General features: G+C 74.9%; 7 protein-coding genes. 2 read left to right on the forward strand and 5 right to left on the reverse strand.

Going from position 1 to position 25,471, the window contains the following annotated elements:
• Positions 1-36 precede the first annotated feature (36 nt).
• Complete coding sequence (locus tag IMZ35_RS22435; protein WP_199443118.1) at positions 37-18,132, reverse strand: non-ribosomal peptide synthetase; 18,096 nt, start codon at positions 18,130-18,132, stop codon at positions 37-39.
• 92 nt (positions 18,133-18,224) lie between these two features.
• Positions 18,225-19,574 carry a serine hydrolase domain-containing protein gene (locus IMZ35_RS22440; RefSeq protein WP_438816891.1) on the reverse strand — a complete coding sequence of 450 codons (1,350 nt, stop codon included), beginning with the start codon at positions 19,572-19,574 and terminating at the stop codon, positions 18,225-18,227.
• A gap of 1,270 nt (positions 19,575-20,844) precedes the next feature.
• Between IMZ35_RS22440 and IMZ35_RS22445 the strand changes: the two genes are divergently transcribed.
• Positions 20,845-21,306, forward strand: a complete 462-nt coding sequence (locus tag IMZ35_RS22445) for a PPOX class F420-dependent oxidoreductase (RefSeq protein WP_199443119.1) — start codon at positions 20,845-20,847, stop codon at positions 21,304-21,306.
• Between the two features lie 4 nt (positions 21,307-21,310).
• On the opposite strand, the gene IMZ35_RS31885 is transcribed toward IMZ35_RS22445, so the two are convergent.
• From IMZ35_RS31885 to IMZ35_RS22460, 3 genes are all read right to left on the reverse strand, one after another.
• Complete coding sequence (locus IMZ35_RS31885; protein ID WP_199443120.1) at positions 21,311-22,012, reverse strand: VOC family protein; 702 nt, start codon at positions 22,010-22,012, stop codon at positions 21,311-21,313.
• A gap of 70 nt (positions 22,013-22,082) precedes the next feature.
• On the reverse strand, positions 22,083-24,110 hold the full coding sequence (locus IMZ35_RS22455; protein WP_199443121.1) for a putative bifunctional diguanylate cyclase/phosphodiesterase: 2,028 nt from the start codon (positions 24,108-24,110) through the stop codon (positions 22,083-22,085).
• 82 nt (positions 24,111-24,192) lie between these two features.
• Positions 24,193-24,558: a hypothetical protein gene (locus IMZ35_RS22460; protein ID WP_199443122.1), complete on the reverse strand. Its 366-nt coding sequence runs from the start codon at positions 24,556-24,558 to the stop codon at positions 24,193-24,195.
• Positions 24,559-24,624: 66 nt separating this feature from the next.
• Here IMZ35_RS22460 and IMZ35_RS22465 point away from each other — a divergent pair, with 66 nt between their 5' ends.
• The gene (locus IMZ35_RS22465; protein ID WP_307868601.1) at positions 24,625-25,434 is read left to right on the forward strand and encodes a glycerophosphodiester phosphodiesterase family protein; all 810 of its coding nucleotides are present in this window, start codon (positions 24,625-24,627) and stop codon (positions 25,432-25,434) included.
• The last annotated feature ends 37 nt before the right edge of the window (positions 25,435-25,471 follow it).

The raw sequence follows: 25,471 nt of genomic DNA on the forward strand, positions 1-25,471 counted from the left end.
GCTCTGACGCGGACGGGACGTGCGGTCGGCCGGAACTCATCCCGGGCGGCCGGGCTCCTCGGCTCCGGGCTGCTCGGCTCCGGGCTGCTCCCCGGAAGCGAGGCCCTCCAGTTCGCTCAAGATCTTTTCCTCGATCGTCTCGGCCAGGGCGGCCACGGTCCGCGCGGCCAGCACGTCCCGCGGGGTCAGGCGCACGTCGAAGACGGCACTGGCCCTGGCGGCGATGTGCAGGCTGCGGATCGAGTCGCCGCCGAGCTGGAAGAAGCTGTCCCGCACGCCGATGTCGCGCAGTCCCAGCACCTCCTCCCAGATCCCGGCCACCGCTCGTTCCAGCTCCGTCTCCGGTGCGACGTGCTCGGTGCTGACCGCGGCGCTCGGGTCGGGCGCGGGCAGCGCGCGCCGGTCGACCTTCCCGGTGCCGCTCAGCGGCAGGCGCTCCAGCTGCACGAACACCGACGGCACCGAGTGCTCCGGCAGGGTCCGGTCGAGGAACGCGCGCAACGCCTCGGGGTCGAGGCGGGCGCCGGACACCGCGTAGGCGACGAGCGTCTTGACGCCCGGCCGGTCCTCGCGGGCCACGACCGCCGCCTGCGCCACGTCGGGGTGCGCCGCGAGCGCGGCCTCGACCTCGCCCAGCTCGATGCGGAAACCGCGCACCTTGACCTGCTCGTCGGTGCGGCCGAGGAACTCCAGCTCGCCGCGCGCGTTCCAGCGCACGACGTCGCCCGTGCGGTACATCCGCTCACCGGGGCGGAACGGGTCGGCGACGAACCGCTCGGCGGTCGCCCCCGGTGCGCCCCAGTAGCCCCTGGCCAGTCCCGCGCCGGAGACGTGCAGCTCACCGGCCGCGCCGATCGGCACCGGTGCCAGGTCGGCGTCGAGCACGTGGACCCGCGTCCCGTCCAGCGGCCTGCCGATCGGCAGCACGTCGGGCAGGTCGTCCACACCGGACACCGGCCGCGCCGTGGCGAAGGTGGTGGTCTCGGTCGGCCCGTAGCCGTCGACCACCAGCAGCCCGGCACACGCCTGCAGCACCCGTCGCACGGCGCCGGAGGGCACCACGTCACCGCCGGTCCAGACCTCGCGCAGCCCCGAGAAGCACTCGGGCGACTCCTGCGCGAGCAGGCGGAACAGCCCCGCGGTCAGCCACAGGCCCGTCACCCCGTGCTCGGCGACCGCCCGGCGCAGCACGACGGCGTCGACGTCCTCCGGCGGCGCGACGACGACCCGGCCGCCGGACAGCAGCGGCACCCACACCTCGTAGGTGGAGGCGTCGAACGCCTGCGGCGAGTGCAGCAGCACCCGCTCGTGCCCGCCGGTGCGGAACCGGTGGTCGGCGGCCAGCGCGGCGACGTCGCGGTGCCGCACGGCCACCCCCTTGGGGACGCCGGTGGAGCCGGAGGTGAACATGACGTAGGCGAGCTGCTCGCCGTCCACGACGACGTCCGGGGCGTGCTCCGGCTCGTCCGCGAGCGCCGGGTCGTCCACGGCGGTGAGCACCCCGGTGTGCACCGCGGCCACGTCGTCGTGCCGGACCGCGTCGGTCACCACGACGTCGACGCCGTGCAGGAGCAGGCGCAGCCGCTCGGCCGGGGCCCGCGCGTCGAGCGGGACGTACACGCCGCCCGCCTTGGCGACGGCGAGCTGGGCGACCACGACCGCGGCGGAGCGGTCCACCGCGAGCCCGACCGGGTCCTCCGCCCGGACGCCGAGCCCGATCAGCCGGTGGGCCAGGCGGTTCGCGCGGCGGTCGAGCTCGGCGCACGTCAGCGACAGCCCGTCGGCCACCACCGCCGGGTCGTCCGGTCGTGCCCGGACCCGCTCGGCGAACAGCTCGGGCAGCGACCGCGACGGCGGCTCGTCGCCGGTGTCGTTCCACTCGCGCAGCACCAGCCGCTCCTCGTCGGCGGGCAGCGCGGGCAGGGCGGACAGGGGACGGTCGCCGTCGGCGACGAGGGCGGTCAGCAGCGACAGGAGGCGGGCGGAGAGCCGCTCGACCGTGGACACGTCGAACAGCTCGGGGTCGTAGCCGATCTCGACGGACAGCGTGCGGCCCGGCGAGGCCACGACGGTGAGCGGGAAGTTCGTCGTCTCCAGGGCGCTGAGGTCGCGGACGCGCAGGCCGTGCTCGGCGGCGGCCTCGTCGTCCACGGGGTAGTTCTCGAACACGACCAGGCTGTCGAACAGGCTCTCGCCGCCGGTCTGGAGCTCGGCCAGCGGGACGAAGTCGAACGCACGGGCCTCCGCCTGGGCGGCCTGGAGGTCTCCGAGCCACCGCGCCACCGGCGCGGCGCGGTCGATCCGGACGCGGACGGGCAGGGTGTTGATGAAGATGCCGATCATCTCGTCCACGTCCGGCAGCTCGGCGGGCCTGCCCGACACGGTCGCGCCGAACACGACGTCGCGCCGGCCGCTGTGCCCGGCCAGCAGCAGCGCCCAGGCGCCCTGCACCACGACGTTCGCCGTCAGCCCGTGCCGCTTGACGAACGCGGCGAACCGGTCCGACGCGGCCTCGTCCAGCGCGCACGGCAGCCACTCGGCCGAGCAGCTCGTGTGCGTCCCGGCCGGTGCGCGGTCCAGCGGCAGCGGCGTCGGGCCCTCCAGGCCGTCGAGGGTGTCGCGCCAGAAGCGCAGGGCTTCGGCGCGGTCGCGTCCGGCCAGCCACTGCAGGTAGTCCCGGAAGGGGCGCCGGACCGGGAGCGGGTGACCGGCGTGCGCGCCGAACAGGTCGGCGAGCACCTGGAACACGCTCCAGCCGTCCAGCAGGACGTGGTGGAACGTCCACAGCACCTGGACCTCGGTGTCCGACAGCCGGGCCAGCGCCACCCGCATCAGCGGCGCGCGGCCGGGGTCGAGACCGGTGGCGCGGTCGTCGGCCAGCAACCGCTCCAGCTCCCGCGCCCGCCGCTGCGGCGGCAGGCCGGTCCAGTCGAGGTGCCGGACCGGCAGGACGACGTCGCGGTGCACGACCTGCACCGGCTCGGGCACGCCGTCCCAGACGAACGAGCTGCGCAGCACCGGCGTGCGGTCGAGGACCCGCTGCCAGGCGGCGGCCAGCGCGGCGGGGTCGGCCACGCCGTCCAGCACGAACGTGGCCTGCTCGAAGTACAGGCCGCGGCCGGACTGCGACAGTCCGTGGAACACCATCCCGCTCTGCATGGGCGTCAGCGGGTAGACGTCCTCGACCGAGCGGGTCGCCAGCCGGTCCACCGCGGCCTGGTCCAGACGCGCGAGGGGGAAGTCCGACGGGGTGCGGCCACCGGCGTCCGGTCGCGCGCAGTGCTCCACGACCTCCCGCAGCGCCTCGACCACGTCCCCGGCCAGCGCGGCGACGGTCCGCTCGTCGTGCAGGTCCTCGGAGTAGAACCAGGTCAGTTCGAGGTCGTCGTCCTCGATGCGGCCCACCACGTCCAGCTCGTGGGTCCTGACCTCGGAGGGGTCCACGTCGGCCGCCAGGCCGCCGCGCACCGCGCGCAGGAGACCGTCACCGGCGAAGTGCCAGTCGAAGCGGCCGAGGTAGTTGAAGCCGACCCGCGGGGACACCTCGGGCACGGCGCCGGTGAGGTGGCGCAGGGCGCCGTGGCCGATCCCGCGCCGGGGCACGGCGCGCAACTGCTCCTTGACCGCCTTCAGCGCGGCGCCCCAGTCGTCGGGGACGTCCAGCGCCACCGGGAACGCGCTGGTGAACCAGCCCACCGTGCGGGACAGGTCCACGTCGTCGAACAGGTCCTCGCGGCCGTGGCCCTCCAGCTCCACCAGCACCGGTCCGGACCCGGTCCGCAACACCCGGCCCAGCGCGGTGAGCAGCACGTCGTTGATCTGCGTCCGGTACACCTCCGGCACGTCCTGGACCAGCGCCCTGGTCGTGGCGCGACCCAGGCGCACGCTCACCGAGCGGGTCGAGGCGATGGTGTTGACGCCGCCGCGGTCCACCGGCGGCGCGACGGCGCGCGGCAGCGCCTCCCAGTGGGGCAGCTCGTCGTCGAAGCCGCCCGCCGCCGCGTGCTCGGTCAGCCGCAGCGCCCACGACCGGAACGACGTCGTCTTCGGGCCCAGTTCCGCGCCGCGGTAGGCGGCGTCGAGGTCCTCCAGCAGGATGCGCCACGACACGCCGTCCACGACCAGGTGGTGCGCGGTGAGGACCAGCTCGGGGTTCTCGCCGTCGCGGCGCAGCAGGACCGCGGACAGCAGCGGCCCGTGCTCCAGGTCGAACTCCGGGTGCTCGGCGACCGGCCCGGTCCGCACGTCGAGCACGTCGGCCGGTTCGGCGGCGGCCACGTGCTGCGACCAGCCGTCGCCGGTGCGCGCGAAGCGCAGCCGCAGCGCGTCGTGGTGGTCGAGCACGGTCGCCAGCGCCGCCCGCAGCGCCGCCTCGTCCACGTCGGCGGCCAGCTCGACCCGCACGGACTGGTCGAAGCGACCCGGTACCGCGTGGTGGGCGAAGAACCAGTGCTGGATCGGGGTGAGCGGCACCGCTCCCGTCACCGGGCCCTGCTCGGCCGGCGCCTGCGCCGGGCCGGTCGCGTTCGCCGCCAGCGCGGTCAGCGTGGGGTGGCGGAACAGGTCGCGGGGCAGCAGGTTCAGCCCGCGGCGCCGGGCGCGCGAGACGACCTGGATGCTCAGGATCGAGTCGCCGCCCAGTTCGAAGAAGTCGTCGGTGGCGCCCACCTCGGCGACACCGAGCACCTCCGCCCAGATCTCGGCGAGGGTCCGCTCGGCGTCCGTGCCCAGCGCCACCCGCTCGGTGATCGGCGCGTCGAGGTCGGGTGCGGGCAGGGCCGTCCGGTCGACCTTGCCGTTGACGGTGAGGGGAAGCGCGTCCAGCGTGACGAACGCGGCGGGGACCATGTAGTCCGGCAGGCTCCGGCCCACGAACTCCCGCAGCTCGGCGGACGTGGGCCTGCCCGGCGGTTCCGCCACGAGGTAGGCCACCAGCCGCTTGACGCCGGGCTGGTCCTCGCGGGCCAGCACCGCGGCCTGGGCGACGTCGGGACGGGTGGCGAGCACGGCCTCGATCTCGCTCGGCTCGATGCGGAAGCCGCGCACCTTGACCTGCTCGTCGACCCGGCCGACGAACTCCAGCTCGCCGCGCGCGTTCCACCGCGCGACGTCGCCCGTGCGGTACATCCGCTCACCGGGGCGGAACGGGTCGGCGACGAACCGCTCCGCGGTCAGGCCCGGACTGCCGAGGTAGCCCCTGGCGACGCCCTCCCCGGCGACGTGCAGCTCACCGGGGACACCGGGCGGCACGGGCCGCAGCCCGCGGTCGAGGACGTAGGTCCGCGTGTTGTCCAGCGGTGTGCCGATGGGCACCACGTCCGGCACCTCGTCCGCGGCGGACATGAGCCGCACGGTGGCGAAGGTGGTGGTCTCGGTGGGGCCGTAGACGTCGGCCACCGTCGTGCCGGGGCACGCCTGCAGCACGGCGCGCAGCGCGGCCGCCGGGACGGCGTCACCGCCGGTCCACACCTCGCGCATCCCGGCGAAGCACTCCGGTGCCTCCTGCGAGACCAACCGGAACAGGCCCGCGGTGAGGAACGCGGCCGTCACGCCGTTCTCGGCGATCACGTCGGCGAGGGTCTGCACGTCCAGCTCCCCCGGCGGCGCGATCACGACACGCCCGCCGTTCAGCAGCGGGACCCAGGTCTCGTAGGTGGAGGCGTCGAACGCCTGCGGCGAGTGCAGCAGCACCCGCTCGTGCGCCCCACCGCGGAACCGGCGGTCGTGCGCCAGCGCCACGACGTCGCGGTGCCGCACGCAGACGCCCTTCGGCGCACCGGTGGAACCGGAGGTGTGCATGACGTAGGCGAGGTCGTCCGGGTGCGGGACCGGGAGCGGGCCGGCCGGCTCGGCGCCGTCCCCGGCGAGGACGCACCGTCCGTGCAGCGACCGGCCGAGCGCCTCCCACGTGTCATCGGCGACCAGCACCGCCGGACGCGCCTCCGCCAGCAGCCGCTCCAGCCGGGCTCGCGGGGCGCGGCTGTCCAGCGGCACGTAGGCGCCACCGGCCTTGAGCACCGCCAGTTCCGCGACGACCAGGTCGATCGAGCGCTCGACCAGCACGCCCACCAGGTCCTCCGCGCCGACCCCGAGCCCCGCCAGCCGGTGCGCGAGCCGGTTCGCCCGCTCGTCCAGCTCGGCGTAGCTCAGCCGGTCCTCGCCGCGCACCAGCGCGACGGCGTCGGGCGTGCGCCGCGCCTGGCGCTCGAACAGCGCGGGAACCGTGCCGTCGGGCAGCGGGTGGGCGGTGTCGTTCCACTCGTCGAGCACCAGGTGGCGCTCGGCGTCGGTGAGCAGGTCGACGTCGTCGAGCCGCTGGTCCGGGTCCGCCGCGATGCCGCGCAGCACGGTGGTGAGCTGCCGGGCGATCCGCTCGGCCGTGCCGGGGTCGAACAGGTCGGGGTCGTGGCCGACGTCGATCGACAGCCGCTGACCGGGTGACGCGACGACGCTGAGGGGGTAGTTCGTCGTCTCGACGGCGTCCAGCCCGCGCAGCCGCAGGCCGTGCTCGGAGGCCGCCTCGTCGTTGATCGGGTAGTTCTCGAACACCACGAGGCTGTCGAACAGGCCGGTCCCGGCCGGGACGCCGCTCCACGCCTGCAGGCGCGTCAGCGGCAGGTGCCCGAACCGGCGGGACTCGACCTGTCCGGCCTGCAGCTCCCGCAACCACTCGGCCACGCGGCGGGTGCCGTCGACCGCGACCCGCACGGGCAGCGTGTTGATGAAGATGCCCACGACGTCGTCCGCGCCCGGCAGCTCCACGGGACGGCCGGACACCGTCGTGCCGAAGCACGTCTCCCGCTCGCCGCTCCAGCGCGACAGCAGCAGCGCCCACGCGCCCTGGAGCACGGTGTTGACCGTGAGTCCGTTGCGCTGGGCCGCGTCGCGCAGCCGGGCCGAGTCGGTCTCGTCCAGCTCGACGGTCAGCCAGCGCGACGAGCGCGTGGTGTGCTCCTCGGCGGCGGGCCGGTCGACCGGCAGCCTCGCCGGGGCGCTCAGGTCTCCCAGGACCCGCCGCCAGTGCTCCTCGGCCAGGGTCTCGTCCTGCCGCGCCAGCCACTCGACGTGGTCGCGGAACGGCCGCCGGTCGGGCAGGTCGTGGCCCGCGTGGCGGGTGAAGACGTCCGCGAGGACCTGGAAGACGCTCCACCCGTCGAGCAGCACGTGGTGGAACGTCCACAGCACCCGCACCCCGGTGTCGGACGTGCGGGCCAGGACGAGCCTGGTCAACGGGGTCTCGGCCGGGTCGAGCCCGGCCGCGCGGTCGCGGTCGAGCACGTCGCGCCACGCCCGGTCGCGCTCCTGCTCGCCGAGGCCGCGCCAGTCGTGCCGGGTGATCGGCACGGTGACGTGGCGGCGCACCACCTGGACCGGCTCCGGCACGCCCTCCCACACCACGCTGCTGCGCAGCACCGGCGTCCGGTCGACGACGTGCTGCCACGCCGCGGCCAGGACGTCCGGGTCGGCGACGCCGTCGAGGTCGAAGACGACCTGCTGGAAGTAGACGCGGTCCTCGCTCCGGCTCAGGCCGTGGAACACCATGCCGGCCTGCAACGGCGTGAGCGGGTAGACGTCCTCCACGTCCCGGCCGTCGCCGACCAGCTCGTCCACGGTGGCCTGGTCCAGCGCCACCAGGGGGAAGTCCGAGGGGGTGCGTCCGCCGGCGCCGGGTTCGGCGCAGTGCGCCACGATCTCCCGCAGCGCGGCGAGCACCCGGTGCGCGAGCGTCGCGATCGTGGCCTCGTCGTGCACGCCCTCGGCGAAGTACCAGGTCAGCTCCAGCTCGTCGCGCTCGACCCGGCTCACGACGTCCAGCAGGTGCGCGCGGACCGACTCGGGGCCGTCGTCGGACTCCAGCCCGCCGGAGCCGGAGCCGAAGCGCCCGAGGTGGTTGAAGGAGATCCGCGGCGCGATCTCCGGCGCGGTGCCGGTGAGGTACCGCAGGGCGCCGTAGCCGACCCCGCGCCGGGGCACCGCGCGCAGCTGCTCCTTGACGGCCCGCAGCGCCGTCCCCCAGTCGTCCGGGACCTCCAGCGACACCGGGAACACGCTGGTGAACCAGCCCACCGTGCGGGAGAGGTCCACGCCGCCGAACAGGTCCTCGCGGCCGTGGCCCTCCAGGTCCAGCAGCACCCGGTCGTGGCCGGTCCAGTCGCGCAGGACGCGGCCCAGCGCGGTCAGCAGGACGTCGTTGACCTGCGTGCGGTACACGGCGGGCACGTCGCGCAGCAGCGCCGCGGTCTCCTCGCGGCCCAGCCGGACGGTGACCGAGCGCGTCGACGCCGCGGTGTTCGGACCGGTGCCGTCCACCGGGATCTCCGCGTTCCCCGTCACGGCGTTCCAGTGGACGAGCTCGTCGTCGAAGCCACCGGCGGCGGCGTGCTCGGTCAGCCGGGTGGCCCACTCCTGGAACGAGGTGGTGCGCGGGCCGAGGTCGACGTCCTCCCCGCGCGCCGCCTGCTCGTGGGCCCTGGCGAAGTCCTCCAGCAGGACGCGCCAGGAGACGCCGTCGACGACCAGGTGGTGCGCGGCGAGCCGCAGTTCGCCGCCGGACAGCGTGGCGCGCAGCAGCGGACCGCGCGCGAGGTCCACGTCGGACGCGCCGAGGACGTCGGTCGCCGTGACGGGCGCGTTGTCCTGCCGCCAGTGCCCGTCGACGTGCTCGAAGCGCATCCGCAGCGCGTCGTGGTGCTCCAGCAGCGCGGCGAGCGCCCGCCGCACCGCCCGCTCGTCCACCGGCCGGGGCAGCGGCACCCGCACGACCTGGTCGACGTGCTGCGGGTCGGCGGTCTGCGTCGCGAAGAACCAGCGCTGGATCGGCGTGAGCGGGACCTCGCCGTGCACCGGCCCCCGCGACACGGCCTCGGTGGTCGTGGTGGCGGCGGCGGCGAGGGAGGCGACGGTGGGGTGCGTGAAGAGGTCGCCGGGCAGCAGGTCCAGGCCGATCTGCCGCGCCCTGGAGACCACCTGGATGCTGAGGATCGAGTCGCCGCCCAGTTCGAAGAAGTCGTCCTGCGCGCCGACCCGCTGCACGCCGAGCACCTCGGACCAGATGGCGGCCAGCGCGGCCTCCCGCTCCGTGCCGGGGGCGACGTGCCCTGCACCGGCCGGGGTCGCGGGGTCCGGGGCCGGGAGCGCGTGCCGGTCCAGCTTGCCGTTGGCGTTGAGGGGAAGGCGGTCCAGCGTCACGAACGCGGCCGGGACCATGTAGTCCGGCAGCGTGCGGTCCAGGAACTCCCGCAGCTCCGCCGGCGCCACCTCGCGGGAGCGCGGGACGACGTAGGCGACCAGCCGCTTCACGCCGGGCCGGTCCTCGCGGGCCAGCACCGCCGCCTGCGCCAGGTCCGGGTGCGCGCCCAGCGCGGCCTCGACCTCGCTCAGCTCGATGCGGAAGCCGCGGACCTTGACCTGCTCGTCGACCCGGCCGACGAACTCCAGCTGCCCGTCGTCGGTCCAGCGCACGACGTCGCCCGTGCGGTACATCCGGTCGCCCGGCCTCCCGAACGGGTCCGCCACGAAGCGCTCGGCGGTCAGGCCCGGCTGCCCCAGGTAGCCCCTGGCGACGCCCTCCCCGGCGACGTGCAGCTCACCGGGGACACCCGGCGGGACGGGTGCGCCGCCGGCGTCGAGGACGTAGGTCCGCGTGTTGTCCAGCGGTGTGCCGATGGGCACCACGTCCGGCACCTCGTCCGCGGCGGACATGAGCCGCACGGTCGCGAAGGTCGTGGTCTCGGTGGGGCCGTAGACGTCGGCCACCGCCGTGCCGGGGCACGCCTGCAGCACGGCGCGCAGCGCGGCCGCCGGGACGGCGTCACCACCGGTCCACACCTCGCGCATCCCGGCGAAGCACTCCGGGGCCTCCTGCGAGACCAACCGGAACAGCCCCGTGGTCAGGAACGCCGCGGTGACCCCGTTCTCCGCGATCACGCGCCGCAGCGCGGCGACGTCCAGCTCGCGCGGCGGGGCGATCACCGCGCGTCCGCCGTTCAGCAGCGGGACCCAGGTCTCGTAGGTGGAGGCGTCGAACGCCTGCGGCGAGTGCAGCAGCACCCGCTCGTGCGCCCCACCGCGGAACCGGCGGTCGTGCGCCAGCGCCACGACGTCGCGGTGCCGCACGCAGACGCCCTTCGGCGCACCGGTGGAACCGGAGGTGTGCATGACGTAGGCGATCTGGTCGGGGTGCGTCGCCACGCCGGGCGGGGTGTCCGGCTCGTCCGCGGCGTCGCCCACCCGGACCACGTGTCCGGTGTGGACGTTCCGCGCGGTGGCCAGCCACGCGTCGTCGGCGACCACGACCGCCACGTCCGCGCCGGTGAGCAGCAGGCGCATCCGGTCGGCGGGCGCCCGCAGGTCCAGCGGCAGGTAGGCGCCACCGGCCTTGAGGACGGCCAGCTCCGCCACGACGAGGTCGGCCGAGCGCTCCACGAGCACCGCGACCCGGTCCTCCGGCCGCACACCGAGCCGCAGGAGCCGGTGGGCGAGCCGGTTGGCGGCGGCGTCCAGCTCGGCGTAGGTCACCGAGGTGCCGTCCGCGACCACGGCGACCGCGTCCGGCGTCGCGCGCACCCCGGCCTCGAACAGCGCGGGGACGCTCGTGGCCGGGAGGTCCGCGCCGGTGGCGTTCCACTCCACCAGCACGCGGCGGGCCTCGTCCCCGGTCAGCAGCGGGACGCGGGAGATCGGCAGGTCCGGCGCGTCGGCCACGGCGCGCAGCAGGGTGGCGAGCTGTGCGGCCGTCCGCCGCGCCGTCGCCGCGTCGAACAGGGCGGGGTCGTGGCCGAGCACCAGCGACAGGCGCTCGCCGGGGTAGACCACGACGCTGAGGGCGTAGTTGGTCCGCTCGGAGGCCCGCAGGTCGCTCAGCCGCAGTCCGTGCGCCGCGGCGACGTCGTCCCCGACGGGGTAGTTCTCGAACACCACGATGCTGTCGAACAGGGCGCTGCCCGGCGGCAGGTCGCTCCAGTCGTGCAGCCGGGTCAGGGCGACGTGCCCGAAGCGGCGCGACTCGACCTGGGTCCGCTGCACCTCGCGCAGCCAGGCGGCGACGCCGAGGTCGTCGTCGACGCGCACCCGCACGGGCAGGGTGTTGATGAAGATGCCGATCACGTCGTCCACGCCGGGCAGCTCGGGCGGACGCCCGGACGTCGTGGCGCCGAAGCACACCTCGGGCTCACCGCTGTAGCGGGCCAGCAGGGACGCCCACGCACCTTGCACCACGGTGTTCAGCGTCAGCCGGTTGCGCTGGGCGAACTCGTGCAACCGGGCGGTCGCCCCCTCGTCCAGCTCCACGGCGACCCGGTCCGACGAGCTGGTGGTGTGGCCGCGCGCGGGGACCCGGTCGTACGGCAGCGGGGTCGGGGTGGTCATCCCCGCCAGCTCCGTGCGCCAGTGCTCCTCGGCGAGGCGGTCGTCCAGCCGCGCCAGCCGGGCCAGGTGGTCGCGGAACGGGCGGCGCGCGGGGAGGTCGGCCTCCCGCTCACCGGCGAGCGCCGCGTGCTGGGCGAAGACGTCGGACAGGACGTGGAAGACGCTCCACCCGTCGAGCAGCACGTGGTGGAAGGTCCACAGCACCCGCACGTCGGACTCCGACAGCCGCAGCAGCACCAGTCGCAGCAGCGGCGCGCGGGTCAGGTCCAGCTCCCGCGCCGCGTCCTCGGCGAACAGCCGGTCCAGCCGCTCCTGCGCCTCGGCGGCGGACAGGCGCGTCCAGTCGCGGTGCTCCACCGGCACGGTGACGTCGCGCTCGACGAGTTGCAGCGGTTCCGGCACGCCCTCCCAGACGATCCTGCTGCGCAGCACCGGCGTCCGGTCGACCACCCGCTGCCACGCCTCGGCGAGCAGGCGCGGATCGCGCACGCCGTGCAGGACGAAGGTCATCTGCTCGACGTAGAGGCGGTGCGCGCCGCGGGCCAGGTCGTGGAACACCATGCCCGCCTGCACCGGGGTGAGCGGGTAGAGGTCCTCGACGGCACGCCCGTCACCGACGAGCCGGTCCACCGCGGTCTGGTCGAGGCCGGCCAGCGGGAAGTCCGAGGGCGTCCGGCCTCCGGCACCCGGCTCCGCGCAGTGCGCCACGATCTCGCGCAGCGCGGTGAGCACGTCCCGAGCCAGCGCGGCGACGGTGCTCTCCTCGTGCACCCCCTCGGCGAAGTACCAGGTGAACGCCAGCACTCCGTCGTCGACGCGGCTGACCACGTCCAGCAGGTGCGGGCGCTGTTCGGCGGGGTCGGCCTCCAGGGACAGCTCGCGCCGCACGCCGGTGCACAGCTCGCCGTCGGGCGAGGTGAAGCGGCCGAGGTGGTTGAAGGAGATCCGCGGCGCGATCTCCGGCGCGGTGCCGGTGAGGTACCGCAGGGCGCCGTAGCCGATCCCCCGCCGGGGCACCGCCCGCACCTGCTCCTTGACCGACTTCAGCGCGGCGCCCCAGTCGCGCGGGACGTCCAGGGACACCGGGAAGATGCTGGTGAACCAGCCCACCGTGCGCGACAGGTCCACGCCGTCGAACAGGTTCTCGCGGCCGTGGCCCTCCAGGTCCACGACGACCCGGCCGCGGCCGCACCACTCCCCCAGCACGCGGCCCAGCGCGGCCAGCAGCACGTCGTTGACGCCGGTCCGGTACGCGGCGGGCACGTCGCGCAGCAGCGCGGTGGTCTCCGCCCCGCTCAGGCTCGCGGTCACCGAGCGCTCCGCGCCGACGGTGTTCGGGCCGTCCCCGTCGACGGGCAGCTCCACGTCGCCGGTCAGGCCGCGCCAGTGCTCCAGCTCGTCGTCGAACCCGCCCGCCGCGGCGTGCTCGGTCAGGCGCAGCGCCCACTCGCGGAACGAGGTCGTCCGCGGCCCGAGGTCGACGGGTTCGCCGCGCACGGCCTGCCGGTAGGCCTGCTCCAGGTCCTCCAGCAGGACGCGCCACGACACCCCGTCCACGACCAGGTGGTGCACGGCCAGGCGCAGCAGCCGCTGTCCGTCCTCTTCGGACACCTCGGCGCGCAGCAGCGACGAGCTCGCCGCACCGGCGGGGGCGTTGTCCTGCCGCCAGCGCCCGTCGGCGCGGGTGAACTCCATGCGCAGCGCGTCGTGGTGCTCCACCAGGGCGGCCAGCGCGGTGGACAGGGCGGTGTCGTCCACGTCGTCGGCGAGCACCAGCGTCGTCGTCTGGTCGAACCGCCAGGTGCCGTGCGTGTCGAAGAACCAGTGCTGGACCGGGGTCAGCGGCACCGGCCCGGACACGGGGCCGCGCACGACGGCGCGCGCGGTCTCCCCCGCCGCCGCGGCGAGGGCCGCGATCGTCTGGTGGTCGAAGAGGTCGCCGGTGGAGATCTCCAGACCGGCGCGGCGCGCGCGGGTGCTGACCTGGATGCTCAGGATCGAGTCGCCGCCGAGTTCGAAGAAGTTGTCCTCGACCCCGACGCCGTCCACGCCGAGCACCTCGGCCCAGATCCGGGCGAGCACCCGTTCCCGCTCGGTGCGCGGGGCGGTTCCGCGCGGCGCGGGCCGGTCGAACCGCGGCTCCGGCAGCGCACGCCGGTCGACCTTGCCGTTGGGGCTCAGCGGCAGCTCCGCGATCGGCGCGACCACCGAGGGGACCAGGTAGTCCGGCAGGACCCGGCGCAGGGAGTCGCGCAGCGCGGCGGGGTCGGGCACCACGCCGTCGGCGGGGACGACGTGCGCCACGAGGTGCTTGCGCCCGGCGGACTCCGCGACGACGACCACCGCCTGCGCCACGGCGTCCAGCGCGGTGAGCGCGGCCTCGACCTCGGCGGGCTCCACCCGGAAGCCGCGGATCTTGACCTGGTCGTCGGTCCGGCCGACGAACTCGATCGTGCCGTCGTGACGGCGGCGCACGACGTCTCCGGTGCGGTAGGCCCGCTCACCGCCGGGAACGGCCAGGAACCTCTCGGCGGTGGCTCCCGGACGGCCCCAGTAGCCGCGGGCGAGCCCGCTGCCCGCGAGGTGCAGCTCACCGAGCGCGCCGGGCGGCACGGGGTCGAGGCGGTCGTCCAGCACGAGGGCGCGCACGCCGTCCAGCGGTGTGCCGATGGGCACCACGCCGGGCACGCCGGAGGCCGACGACATGCGGAACGAGGTGGCGAACGTCGTGGTCTCGGTGGGTCCGTAGCCGTCGACCACCACGAGGCCGGGGCACGCCAGGAGCACGCGGCGCACCGCGGCCGCCGGAACCACGTCGCCACCGGTCCAGACCTCCCGCGCCCCGGCGAGGCACCGCGGGTCTTCCTGCGCGACCAGGCGGAACAGCCCGGCGGTCAGCCACAGCGCGGTCACGCCGTGCTCGGTGATCGTCGCGCGCAGGACGTCGACGTCCAGGTCCCCGGTCGGGGCGACGACCACCTCGCCGCCGGTGAGCAGGGGCACCCACAGCTCGTAGGTGGAGGCGTCGAACGCGAGCGGCGAGTGCAGCAGCACCCGCCGGTGGGCGTCCCCGGCGAACCGCTCGTCCAGCGCCAGGGCGACCACGTCGGCGTGCCGCACGGCGACGCCCTTGGGGGTGCCGGTCGAACCGGAGGTGTACCCGACGTAGGCGAGGTTCTCCGGGTCGACCTCGGGCAGCGGCAGATCGGCGTCCCGCGCCTGCGCGACGGTGAGCACCGGTCCACCGTGGACGGTCCGCGCGGTCTCCCGCCAGCGGTCGTCGGTGAGCAGGACCGTCGCCCCCGCTCCGTCGAGGACGCGGCGCAGCCGTTCCGCCGGGGCGCGCACGTCCAGCGGCACGTACGCGCCACCGGCCCGCAGCACGGCGAGCACGGCCACGACGAGGTCCGTGGAGCGGTCCAGCAGGACGCCGACCCGGTCCTCGCGCCGCAGGCCCAGCCGCAGCAGGTGCCGCGCGAGCAGGTCGGCCCGCTCCCGCAGCGCGGCGTAGCTCAGCCGCTCCGCGCCGCTGCTGACCGCCGTCGCGCCGGGCGAGCGGTCCGCCTGCTCGTCGAACAGGTCCAGCACCGTCCGGGACACGACCGGGGTGCGGGCGCCGTCGCCGAGCAGGGCGCTCCGCTCGGCCGGGGTGATCAGCGGCAGCTCGGCCAGCGGCCGGGACGGGTCGTCGACGACGCCGGTGAGCAGCACCTCCAGGCGCCGCGCGAGGTCCTCGATCGTGCCGGGGTCGAACAGGTCGGTGTTGTGCTCGACGGCGACGGTGAGCGTGTCCTCGCCCGGCCAGAACTCCACCACCAGGTCGAAGCGGGCGGACGGGCGCGGCAGGTCGTGCTCGGTGACCCGCGCTCCGGCGACCTCCCGCGGCCGCACGAGCGGGCTCTGCAGCACGACCACGGCCTGCACCAGCGGGGTGCGGGAGGGGTCGCGCTCGGGCTGGACCTCGTCCACGACCCGGTCGAACGGCACGTGCCCGTGGGCCAGCGCCTCCAGGACCGTCTCCCGGACGTCGGCGAGGAACCCGGTGAACGGCTGGTCGCCGTCGACCCGCGAGCGCAGGACCAGGGTGTTGACGAAGAAGCCGGTCAGGTCCTCCAGCTCGGTCCGGTCGCGCCCGGAGACCGCGGTGCCCACGGCCACGTCGCGCTGACCGCCGAGGCGGGCCAGCAGGACCTGCACCGCCGCGGTGAGGGTCGCGAACAGCGTCGCACCCCGCTCACCGGAGAGCGCGGTGAGCCTCCGGACCAGGTCGGCGGGCAGCGCGTGCCGGTGCACCGCGCCGGCGGTCGTGCGCCGCGCGGGCCGGGGCCGGTCGGTGGGCAGGGCCAGCGGCTCGATCCCGTCGAGGACGCGGCGCCAGTGGTCGAGGTGCGGTCGCAGCGCCGCCGCGTCCAGGGCGGGGTCCTGCCACGCTGCGTGGTCGGCGAACCCGAGGGGCAGCTCGGGCAGCGAGCGCGGGTCGGCGCCGCCGTAGAGGGTCAGCAGGTCGTCGGTCAGGATCGCCACGGACCGGCCGTCGGTGACGACGTGGTGCTGACACAGCACGAGCAGGTGCTCCTCGGGGGCGAGGCGCAGGAGCGTCGCGCGGGTCAGCGGTCCCCGTCGCAGGTCGAAGGGCACCGCGAGGTCGGCGAGCAGCACGGCGTCCAGGTCGTCGGTCGCCGTGGCGTCCACGACGCGCAGCGGCACCTCGCTCACCGGAGCGACGCGCTGAACGGGCCTGCCGTCGGCGGAGTCGAACGTGGTGCGCAGCGAGTCGTGCCGGGCGGACAGCGCGGCGAGGGCGCGGCGCAGCGCGGCGAGGTCGAACGGTCCGGAGAAGCGCAGGCCGACTGCGGTGTTGTACTCGGCGCTGTCGGGTGCGAGCTCGTGCAGGAACCACAGGCGCCGCTGCGCCGGGGACAGCGGCAGGTCGCCGCCGGTGCGCGTCCGGCCGATCGGCGCCTGCGGGACGACGGGCGGCAGGTCGGCCAGCAGCGCAGCCAGCCGCGCGGGGGTGCGGGCGTCGAACACGGCCCGGTGCGAGATCCCCGGCCCGAAGGCGGCGCGCAGCCGGGCCAGCACCTGCACGGCGAGGATCGAGTCGCCGCCCAGGGCGAAGAAGTCGTCCTCCACGCCGATCCGCTCGACGCCGAGCACGTCCGCGCAGATCCGGGTGACGACGCGTTCGGCGTCGGTCCGCGGGGCGGTGGTCTCGTGCGCGGGTCCGGCCGGCGGCTCGGGCAGCGCCCGGCGGTCGACCTTGCCGTTGGGGCTCAGCGGAAGGGCGTCCAGCACGACGACGACCGAGGGCACCAGGTAGTCCGGCAGCGACGCGGCGAGGTGCGCCGAGAGGTCGTCGGGCAGCCGTCCGTCCCCGGTGACGACGTACGCGACGAGCCGCTTCACCCCCCGCTGGTCCCCGTGCGCGACCACGACGCCGTGGGTCACGGCGTCGTGCCGGGTCAGCGCGGTCTCGATCTCGCCGGGCTCGACCCGGAAGCCCCTGATCTTCACCTGCTCGTCGGTCCGGCCGAGGAACTCCAGCTCACCGCACGCGTTGCGGCGCACGACGTCCCCGGTGCGGTACATCCGCTCTCCGGGAGGGCCGAGGGGGTCGGCGACGAACCTCTCGGCCGTGAGACCGGGACGCCGCCAGTAACCGCGCGCCAGACCTGCCCCGGCGACGTACAGCTCGCCGGAGCGGCCGTCGGGGACGGGCGCGAGGTCCGCGTCGAGCACGTGCAGCCGCACACCGTCCAGCGCCGTGCCGATCGGCACCGTCTCGGGCACGGCGTCGGCCGCCGGCAGGGCGTGGGTCGCGGCGAAGGTCGTGGTCTCGGTCGGCCCGTAGCCGTCGACGACCAGCAGGCCGGGGTTGGCGTCGAGCACCCGCCGCACCGCGGCGGCGGGCACCACGTCCCCGCCCGCCCACACCTCGCGGAGCCCGGCGAAGCAGTCCGGGGTCTCCTGGGCCAGGACGCGGAACAGACCGGCCGTCACCCACACCGCGGTCACCCCGTGCCGCGGGACCGCCTCGCGCAGCCACTCCGCGTCGAGGTCGGCCGACGGCGCGACGACGACCGCTCCGCCGGTGAGCAGCGGCACCCACAGCTCGTAGGTCGAGGCGTCGAAGGCCAGCAGCGAGTGCAGCAGGACGCGCTCGTGCCCGCCGCCGGCGAACCGGGAGTCCGCCGCCAGCGCCACCACGTCGCACTGCCGCACCGCGACGCCCTTGGGCGTGCCCGTCGACCCCGACGTGTGCACGACGTAGGCCAGGTTCTCCGGGTCCACCGCCACCGCGGGGTCGTCGTCGGGCTCGGCGAGCAGCGACGGGTCGCCGGTCAGCACGACGTGCCCGGCGCGCAGCGGCTCCGCCCGCTCCGCGCGGTCGGTGATCAGGACCGAGGTCCCGGCCCCGGCGAGGACCAGCGCGTTGCGTCCGGCGGGAGCGCGGTCGTCCAGCGGCACGTAGGCGCCGCCCGCCTTGATCACGGCGAGCACGGCGACGACGACGTCCGGCGAGCCCTCCAGCAGCACGGCCACCCGGTCCTCCGTCCGCACGCCCAGGCGGCGCAGGCGGTGGGCGAGCCGGTTGGCGCGGCGGTTCAGCTCGGCGGCGCTGAGCGTGGTGTCGTCGGTGATCACCGCCGGGGCTCGCGGCGCGAGCCGCACCCGCTGGGCGAACAGCTCGGCCGGGGTGGCGGGTGGCACCCGTCTGTCCCGGTTCGCCCGGTTCTCGATCAGGTCCGTGTCCTGCGTCGTCATCGTCTCAGAACCTTCCGGGCGCGGCGGAGGTCCAGCCGCTGGCCCGCAGCGGTTGGACGGACAGGGGGTGGGGTGCGGTGGTGCGCGTCCGGTCAGGAGGCGAGCCGGGCGATGCGACCGCCGACCTGGATGGCGGGCGCTCCGGTGCGGCGGTCGCGCAAGAACCGCCCGCAGTCGGCCGGTGTCAGGCTCTCCGGGTCGAGCACGGAGAACGCGCCGCCGTCGTAGAGGGTCAGGCCGTGGAAGACCTCGCCGTCGACGGCCATGGACGCCGCTCCGTCCGTCCCGTGCTCGACGGAGTACTCGACGCCGCCGTTGCGGTACCGGGCGAAGTACTCCGCGGGAACGGGAACCCGGTCGGCCGACCGCTTCCCGGCGCGGTAGTCGGCGATCGGGAAGCCCTCGGACCTCAGCTCGTCGACCACCGAGCGCCACAGCGCGGTACCGGTGCCCGCGTTGGTGGTCAGGGCGACGACGCACTCGCCCTCCCGGTCGATCCGCAGGTGGCAGGACGTGCCGTCGGCGGTGCCGTCGTGCCCGAGCCAGTCGCCGTCCAGCCCCCGGAACGACGCCAGCCCTAGCGTCCACCCGTCGGCGAGGCCGAACGGCTCGGCGTCGGGCACCGCGCGGTGCATCTCGCGCGCGGTCTCGGGGTCGAGCAGCTCCGGCTCGCTCAGGTGCAGGCGGCCGACGGCGACCAGGTCGCGGGCGCTGAGCGCGAGCCCGCCCGCCGGCGCCAGCACGGGTGGGAGCACCTGCTCGACCGCCCGCACCCCCGAGCGGGAGCCGCCCGAGTGCCCTGCGACGGTCGGCGCGGGTCCCGGACCGCCGATGAAGGCCGGTTCGATCCCGATGGGGTCGAGCAGGATGGCGCAGACCGCCTCGCGCCAGGACATCCCGGTCGTCACCTCGACGAGCCGTCCGACCAGGGCGTAGCCGATGTTGGAGTAGGAGAACTCCTCTCCCGGCACGCAGACCAGCGTGGACGGGGTGATGCCGTCCAGGCCCCTGCGCAGGGAGGTCGCGTCCTCGCCGGGGTCGGAGGGCAGTCCGCTGGTGTGGCTCAGCAGCTGCCGTGCCGTGAGCTGCCGGGCAGCGGCGTTGCCGCGCAGCTCCGGCAGCACGTCGCCGATCGGCGCGTCCAGCTCCAGGTCGCCGTCGGACACCAGGATCATGGCGACGGTCGCGGTGCAGGCCTTGGTGATCGAGCCGATCGGGACCCGCGACGACGCGCTCATGGGTCGTCCGCCCGCGTGGTGCTCGACGCCGGTCTGGACCGTCACCGTCTCACCGCGGTGGTGGACCGCGAGCTGAGCTCCGGGAACGCGGTGCTGTCGTGCCAGGGCGGTCAGCCGCTCGCCGAGCCGGTCGCTCAGCCCCGCGGACGATCGACAGGAGGTTCCCGCACCGTGGTGCTCGCTGCCGGGCCGGACCGCTGCCACTGGACGACTCGTCGCTCTCGGAAGCACAGAAAACGCCCCTCACCACTGCGAAGATGACCATCGGGAACACCGCGAGGATCGCGGCAGAAAGCATGAGCCGGTGGGCCGAATTCTCCCCAGTCACCGGCTTCCCACACGTTCTCGTGTCAAAACCGCCACTCGTACCGCCGAAAGGACGATTTGGCGAGAAGTGAAATGGGGGCTCTTCTTTCGCGGCGACTCATGTTTGAACCGGAACCCCGCGGGGAAGGGGCGACGAATGCTCTGGTCAACCAGCGGGACCACGGACCTCCGCCCACTTCTGTGATCCATCTTCCCACCAGGTGAACAGAACCGCCGCCTCCCGGCGCGAGGCCCTCACCCGGTCCAGAACGTTCCGGAGGTCGTCCGGCGGACACATCGGCGGCCGATGCCCGGTCTGGACAAAAACGACCAGCACAAAGAACGGGCAGATCGATGAACGACGAAATTCCACCCGTTGTGGACTGATGTGCGACCGGCCTCGTTCTCGCGCAGTGGACCACACCTCCTGCCCGTGTCGCGCGACTCGTCGGACCGTTCTCACCGATCCTCCGCCCGTCGCGGGCCGTCACACAATTATGAACGATCCGTTCACCGCGACGACAACCACGCGGCCCGGCTGCGCGACTCTTTCCCGGCGCTCCGCCGGACTTCGAACAGCGCCGCGCCCGACACCCCCTCGTCAGAACATCTGGTGTTCATTCTCCGGACCACCGCCGAGAACCTCCCGGTTTCGGTGCTCGGTACGGACGCAGTCGCGTTCGACGCGTTCGGCGAGCCCCGGCCGACGAACGCCGACCCCGAGAAGCGGCCGTTCGCCGATCGGACTGGTCGACACGGACGAGTTTGCCGCGCGCGTCCGCGACCGAGGGAGAGCGGGGACGCCACGGGGTGGGCACGCCGGCGACGCGACCGCCGACACCACCGGGCACGGCGCGTTCGGCCGCCGGTGATCGGCGCGTACGACCGAACGCGCTGGGGCGTTCGCGGTTCGCGCGCTGCCGCGCGGGTCCGATCGGGTGGCACGCAGCACCGGGCCCGCGCCGTGCGGCTCGCCCCCGCGAGCGAGGAGGAGTTCGCGCAGCCCTTGCGCGTCGCCGTGCCCGACCACGCCGGGGTGACGCGGTGGGTGGTGCGGCGTCGGGAAGCGGACGCCGCACCACCCACCACGAGTGTGCCCGAGGGGTAGGACAATTCCGCGTCCCCGCGCGGCCGACGCCGTCCCACCGGCCTGTTCTAGGCTCGGCGCATGCCCAGAACAGCCACCGCAGACGTCGTCGACCGCGAGGCACTGCTGGAGTTCCTGCGTCCGCGCCATCGCGCTCTGCTCATCACCCACCGCGCCGACGGCCGTCCCCAGGTCTCGCCCGTGTCCTGCGGCGTCGACGCGGAGGGCCGCATCGTCGTGTCCACCTACCCGCAGCGCGCGAAGGTCCGCAACCTGCGGCGCGACGACCGGGTCAGCGCGTGCGTGCTGTCCGACGACTGGGACGGCCCCTACGTGCAGGTCGACGGCCGCGCCGAGGTGCTCGACCTGCCCGAGTCCGTCGAGCCGCTGGTGGAGTACTTCCGCGCTATCGCCGGTGAGCACCCCGACTGGGACGAGTACCGGGAGGCGATGCGGCGTCAGGGCAAGAGCCTGATCCGCGTCACCGTCGAGCGGTGGGGACCGATCGCCACCGGCGGCTTCCCGCCGGAGCTGGAGTCCTGAGGGGTCAGGAGGGGGCGACCACGTCCGGCGGGAACCAGGAGCCGCCCCAGCCGCGCGGCTCCTGCAGCAGGGTGAACACCCCGCCCGCCGGGTCGGCCAGCACGGCGACGACTCCGGTGGGCACCTCCGTCGGCGGCACCAGCACGGTGCCGCCGGACGCGGTCGCCGCCTTCGCCGTGATCCGCACGTCGACCACCGCGAAGCAGCACGTCCAGCCCGCCGGCACCGCCGTCGTGCGCAGCCGGCCCGCGACCGCGCGCGTCGACTGCGCGCACCGCGCGTCGAAGAGCGTGAAGCCCTGCTCGGCCGCGCGGGGCCGCCAGCCCAGCTCGGCGGCCCAGAACGCGTCGGTGTCCCCGCCGGGGGCGGTCATCAGCTCCGTCCAGCACGGTTCCCCCGCACGCGGCTGCGGCGCCCACGGTCCGTGCAGCACCCGGCCCCGCGACACCCCGGCCGCGACACCCGCCGGGTCCACGAGGTCCCGCTCCCGCTCGCCCGCGAACACCATCCGCCACCCCGCAGCGCCGCCGCGGGGCACGGGTCTCACCCGGACCGCGAGCCGGTCGCCCACCCAGCCACCGGTGGTGCCGTCCGGATCGGGCAGCACCACCCAGCCCAGCAGTTCGGCGTAGAACTCGGCGACGGCTTCCGGCGCGGGCGTGCACAGCTCGACACGACGCAGACCACGGACAGGACTGTCGGACACGGGGCGGATCCCATCGACGAGGAGGTGCTGGCGGTGATCAGGAGTGCGCACCATCCTTCGGGGTGGGCCGCTAACCGGACAATGCGCCGTTCGGCCGCACCCCCTGGGCCGGCAGGACCTCCTCCAGCGGACGCGGCGTCCCGAGGTGGAAGCCCTGGCCCACCCGGACTCCCAGCCCGGTGAGCGCGCCGACCTGGTCGGGTCGCTCGACCCACTCGGCCACGGCCGACAGGCCCAGGCCCCTGGCGATCTCCACGATGCCCGCCACCAGCACGGCGTCCGTGCGGCTGGTGTCGATCGCCTTGACGAACTCGCCGTCGATCTTGATGCCGGTGATCGGCAGGTGCTTGAGGTGGACGAAGGAGCCGAACCCCGACCCGAAGTCGTCCAGCACGATGCGGCAGCCGAAGCCGCGCAGCTGCTGCGCCAGCGCCCGCGCCGCGTCCAGGTTTCCCACCGCGGCCGTCTCGGTGATCTCCAGGCCCAGCCGTCCGGGGGCCACGCCCGCGCTGGCCAGCCGGTCGAGCACGAAGCCGCCGAAGTCGGCGTCGTCCAGCGTCCGGCCGGAGATGTTGACGTTGAACCGCAGTTCCGGGTCGGGGTGCGCGACCAGCGTGTCGATCGCCCTGGTCAGCACCCAGCGGTCGATCTCCAGCACGAGGTTGCCGCGCTCGGCGACCGGGAGGAAGTCCGCCGGTCCCAGACGGGGTTCCTGACCGTCCTCCAGGCGCAGCAGCAGCTCGTGGCCCAGGACGACTCCCGTGCCGAGCCGCACCATCGGCATGGCGTGCAGCGCCAGACCGCCGGACTCCAGCGCCGTGCGCACCCGGTCGAGCACCGAGACCCGCTTCGCGGTGTCCGCGTAGTGCCCCGGCTCGTAGACGGTGACCCGGTTGCGACCGGCGCCCTTCGACGCGTACAGGGCGAGGTCGGCGTTGGCCAGGACCAGCTCCCACGTGTCGCCCGGCCCGTACTCCGCCATGCCGGTGCTCACCGTGATGTGCGCCGCCACGCCCGCCGACACCAGCGGCAACGCCGCCACCGCGTCGCGCAGCCCGTCGGCGACGAGTTCCGCCTCGGCGCGCTCGCAGCCCGGCAGGACCACCGCGAACTCGTCGCCGCCGAGGCGGCCGATGAGCTGTCCCGGTCGCAGCCGCGACGCGAGCGCCGAGGCCAGGGTCCGCATGACCCGGTCGCCCACGGCGTGCCCGCGCAGGTCGTTGACGTCCTTGAAGTTGTCCAGGTCCAGCAGCAGCAGCGCGCCGTCGCCTCCGGTCGCCAGCGCGCGCTCCAGCTCCCTGGTCAGGACTCGCCGGTTCGGCAGGCCCGTGAGCGGGTCCAGCTCGGCCATCCGCAGCAGTTCCTCGTGCACCCGGTGCGCCCGCGTCACGTCGTGAGCGGTCCCCAGCGCACGCACGGGCGTGCCGGAGGAGTCGCAGATGATCTCGCCGAAGCACTCGAAGATCCGCTCGCCGCGCGGTTCGGGCAGCAGCATCCGGTGGGTGTAGGAGAACTTCGCGCCCGCCTCCAGCGCCTCGGCCAGGGTGCTGCGGATCATCGGGAGGTCGTCGGGGTGCACGAACCCCGAGTAGTTCTCCATGGTCAGCTCCACGTCGGACGTGAAGCCGAACATCTCCAGCAGCGCGTCGGACCACACGATGCGGTCCTCGCCGATGTGCCACTCCCAGGTGCCCATCCGGCCGAGCACCTGCGCGCGCCGCAGCGCGTCGGCCTCCTGCGTGACGTCGAGCTCCCGGTCGCGCCAGGAGGTCACGTCCACGACCTCGTAGAGCAGGTCACCGCCGGACAGCTCGCAGCAGGTGATCTCCAGCCACCGGTGCCCGCGCGGCGTCGACGAGGACGCCAGCAGCGGGAGCCCGGCGTGCGCGTGCTCGCCCGGCGGACGCTCCGGGACGCCCGGCAGCAGTGCGGGCAGCGACCTGCCGACGGCCTGCGCCACCGGCACGCCCAGAACGGCCGCCAGCGCGGGGTTCACCCAGCGCAGCACACCGCGGGCGTCCGACACCGCGAACCCCACGTCGGACCGCTCCAGCACCTCGCGGTGCACGGACCGCACACCGTCCTCCACCGCGGTCATCACGCCCTCCCGACGAACTCGCGCGCCATGATGGTGGACGCGCGGACCGCGGGCAAGCCGTCCCGGTCCGGCGGCCGCGGCGCTACCGCAGCCGCTCCACGCCGTGCGCCGACTCCGCGACCCGCAGCGCCAGCGCGCGCAGTTCCTCCCCACCGGCCCCGTCGCCCACCGCCGTCACGACGTCCTCGGCGGCACAGCGCAGCTGGAACAACCGGTCCTGGAGGTCGGCCAGTTCGCCGCTGGAGAGCACGACCGCGTCCTCGGGGAGCCCGCCGCGCTGCACGGCGGCGCGGCGCTCGTAGGCGCGCTGCCGGCACGACTGCCCGCAGTAGCGCCGCGGCCTCCCGATCCGCCCGGACTCCGGCAGCCTGCGCCCGCACCACGCGCAGTGGCGCACCTGCTCCCGCGTCCCCGCGGACACGCCCTCCCAGTGGGACACCAGCTCCATGACGCGGACGCTATCCCGCCACCCACCGGCCACCACAGCGCCACGCCGCCGAGGCACACTCCACTGGTGACCGACGAGAGGCACTACCTCGCTGGCCCCCACCCCAGGGCCTTCGCCCACCGCGGCTGGCACCTCGGCGACCTGAGCGGCATGGAGAACTCGCTGAGCTCCTTCCGCCGCGCCGTGGCCGAGGGGTTCAGCTACGTCGAGACCGACGTGCACGTCACCTCCGACGGCGTGGTCGTCGTCCACCACGACCGCTCGCTCGACCGCACGACCGACGGGCGCGGACCGGTCGCCGAGCAGCCCTGGTCGGTCGTGCGGCACGCCCGCGTCGGGGGACGCGAGCCGGTCGCCCGCCTGGAGGACGTGCTGGAGGAGCTGCCGGACGTGCTGCTCAACGTCGACGTCAAGGCCGACGCCGCCGTCACACCGGTCCTCGACGTCCTGCGCCGCACCCGCGCCACCGCCCGCGTGTGCCTGGCGTCGTTCTCCGAGACGCGTCTGACCCGGTTGCGCCGACAGGGACCGCCGGACCTGCTCACGTCGATGGGCCCGCGCTCGGCGGGCGCGCTGTGGGCGGCTCGCCGGGTCCCCGTCCCCGCGCTGGCGGTGCGGGGACGCATCGCCCAGGTGCCGAGCCGCCGGGGACGGCTCACGGTGGTCGACCGCCTGTTCGTCCGGGCGGCGCACCGGCGCGGGCGCGAGGTGCACGTGTGGACCGTGGACGACGAGCAGCACATGCGGGCTCTGCTCGACCTGGGTGTGGACGGACTGGTCACCGACCGCCCGGACCGGCTGCGCGAGGTCCTGCGCGACCGCCGGGCGTGGACCGCCGGGCGACGGGCGGACGACGAGGAGGCAACAGCTCGGTGATCTCGCCGCGGACGGCCCGGCGCGCCCAGTACAGTCC

Source organism: Umezawaea beigongshangensis (genome assembly GCF_016464305.1).
Taxonomy (GTDB): Bacteria; Actinomycetota; Actinomycetes; order Mycobacteriales; family Pseudonocardiaceae; genus Umezawaea_A; species Umezawaea_A beigongshangensis.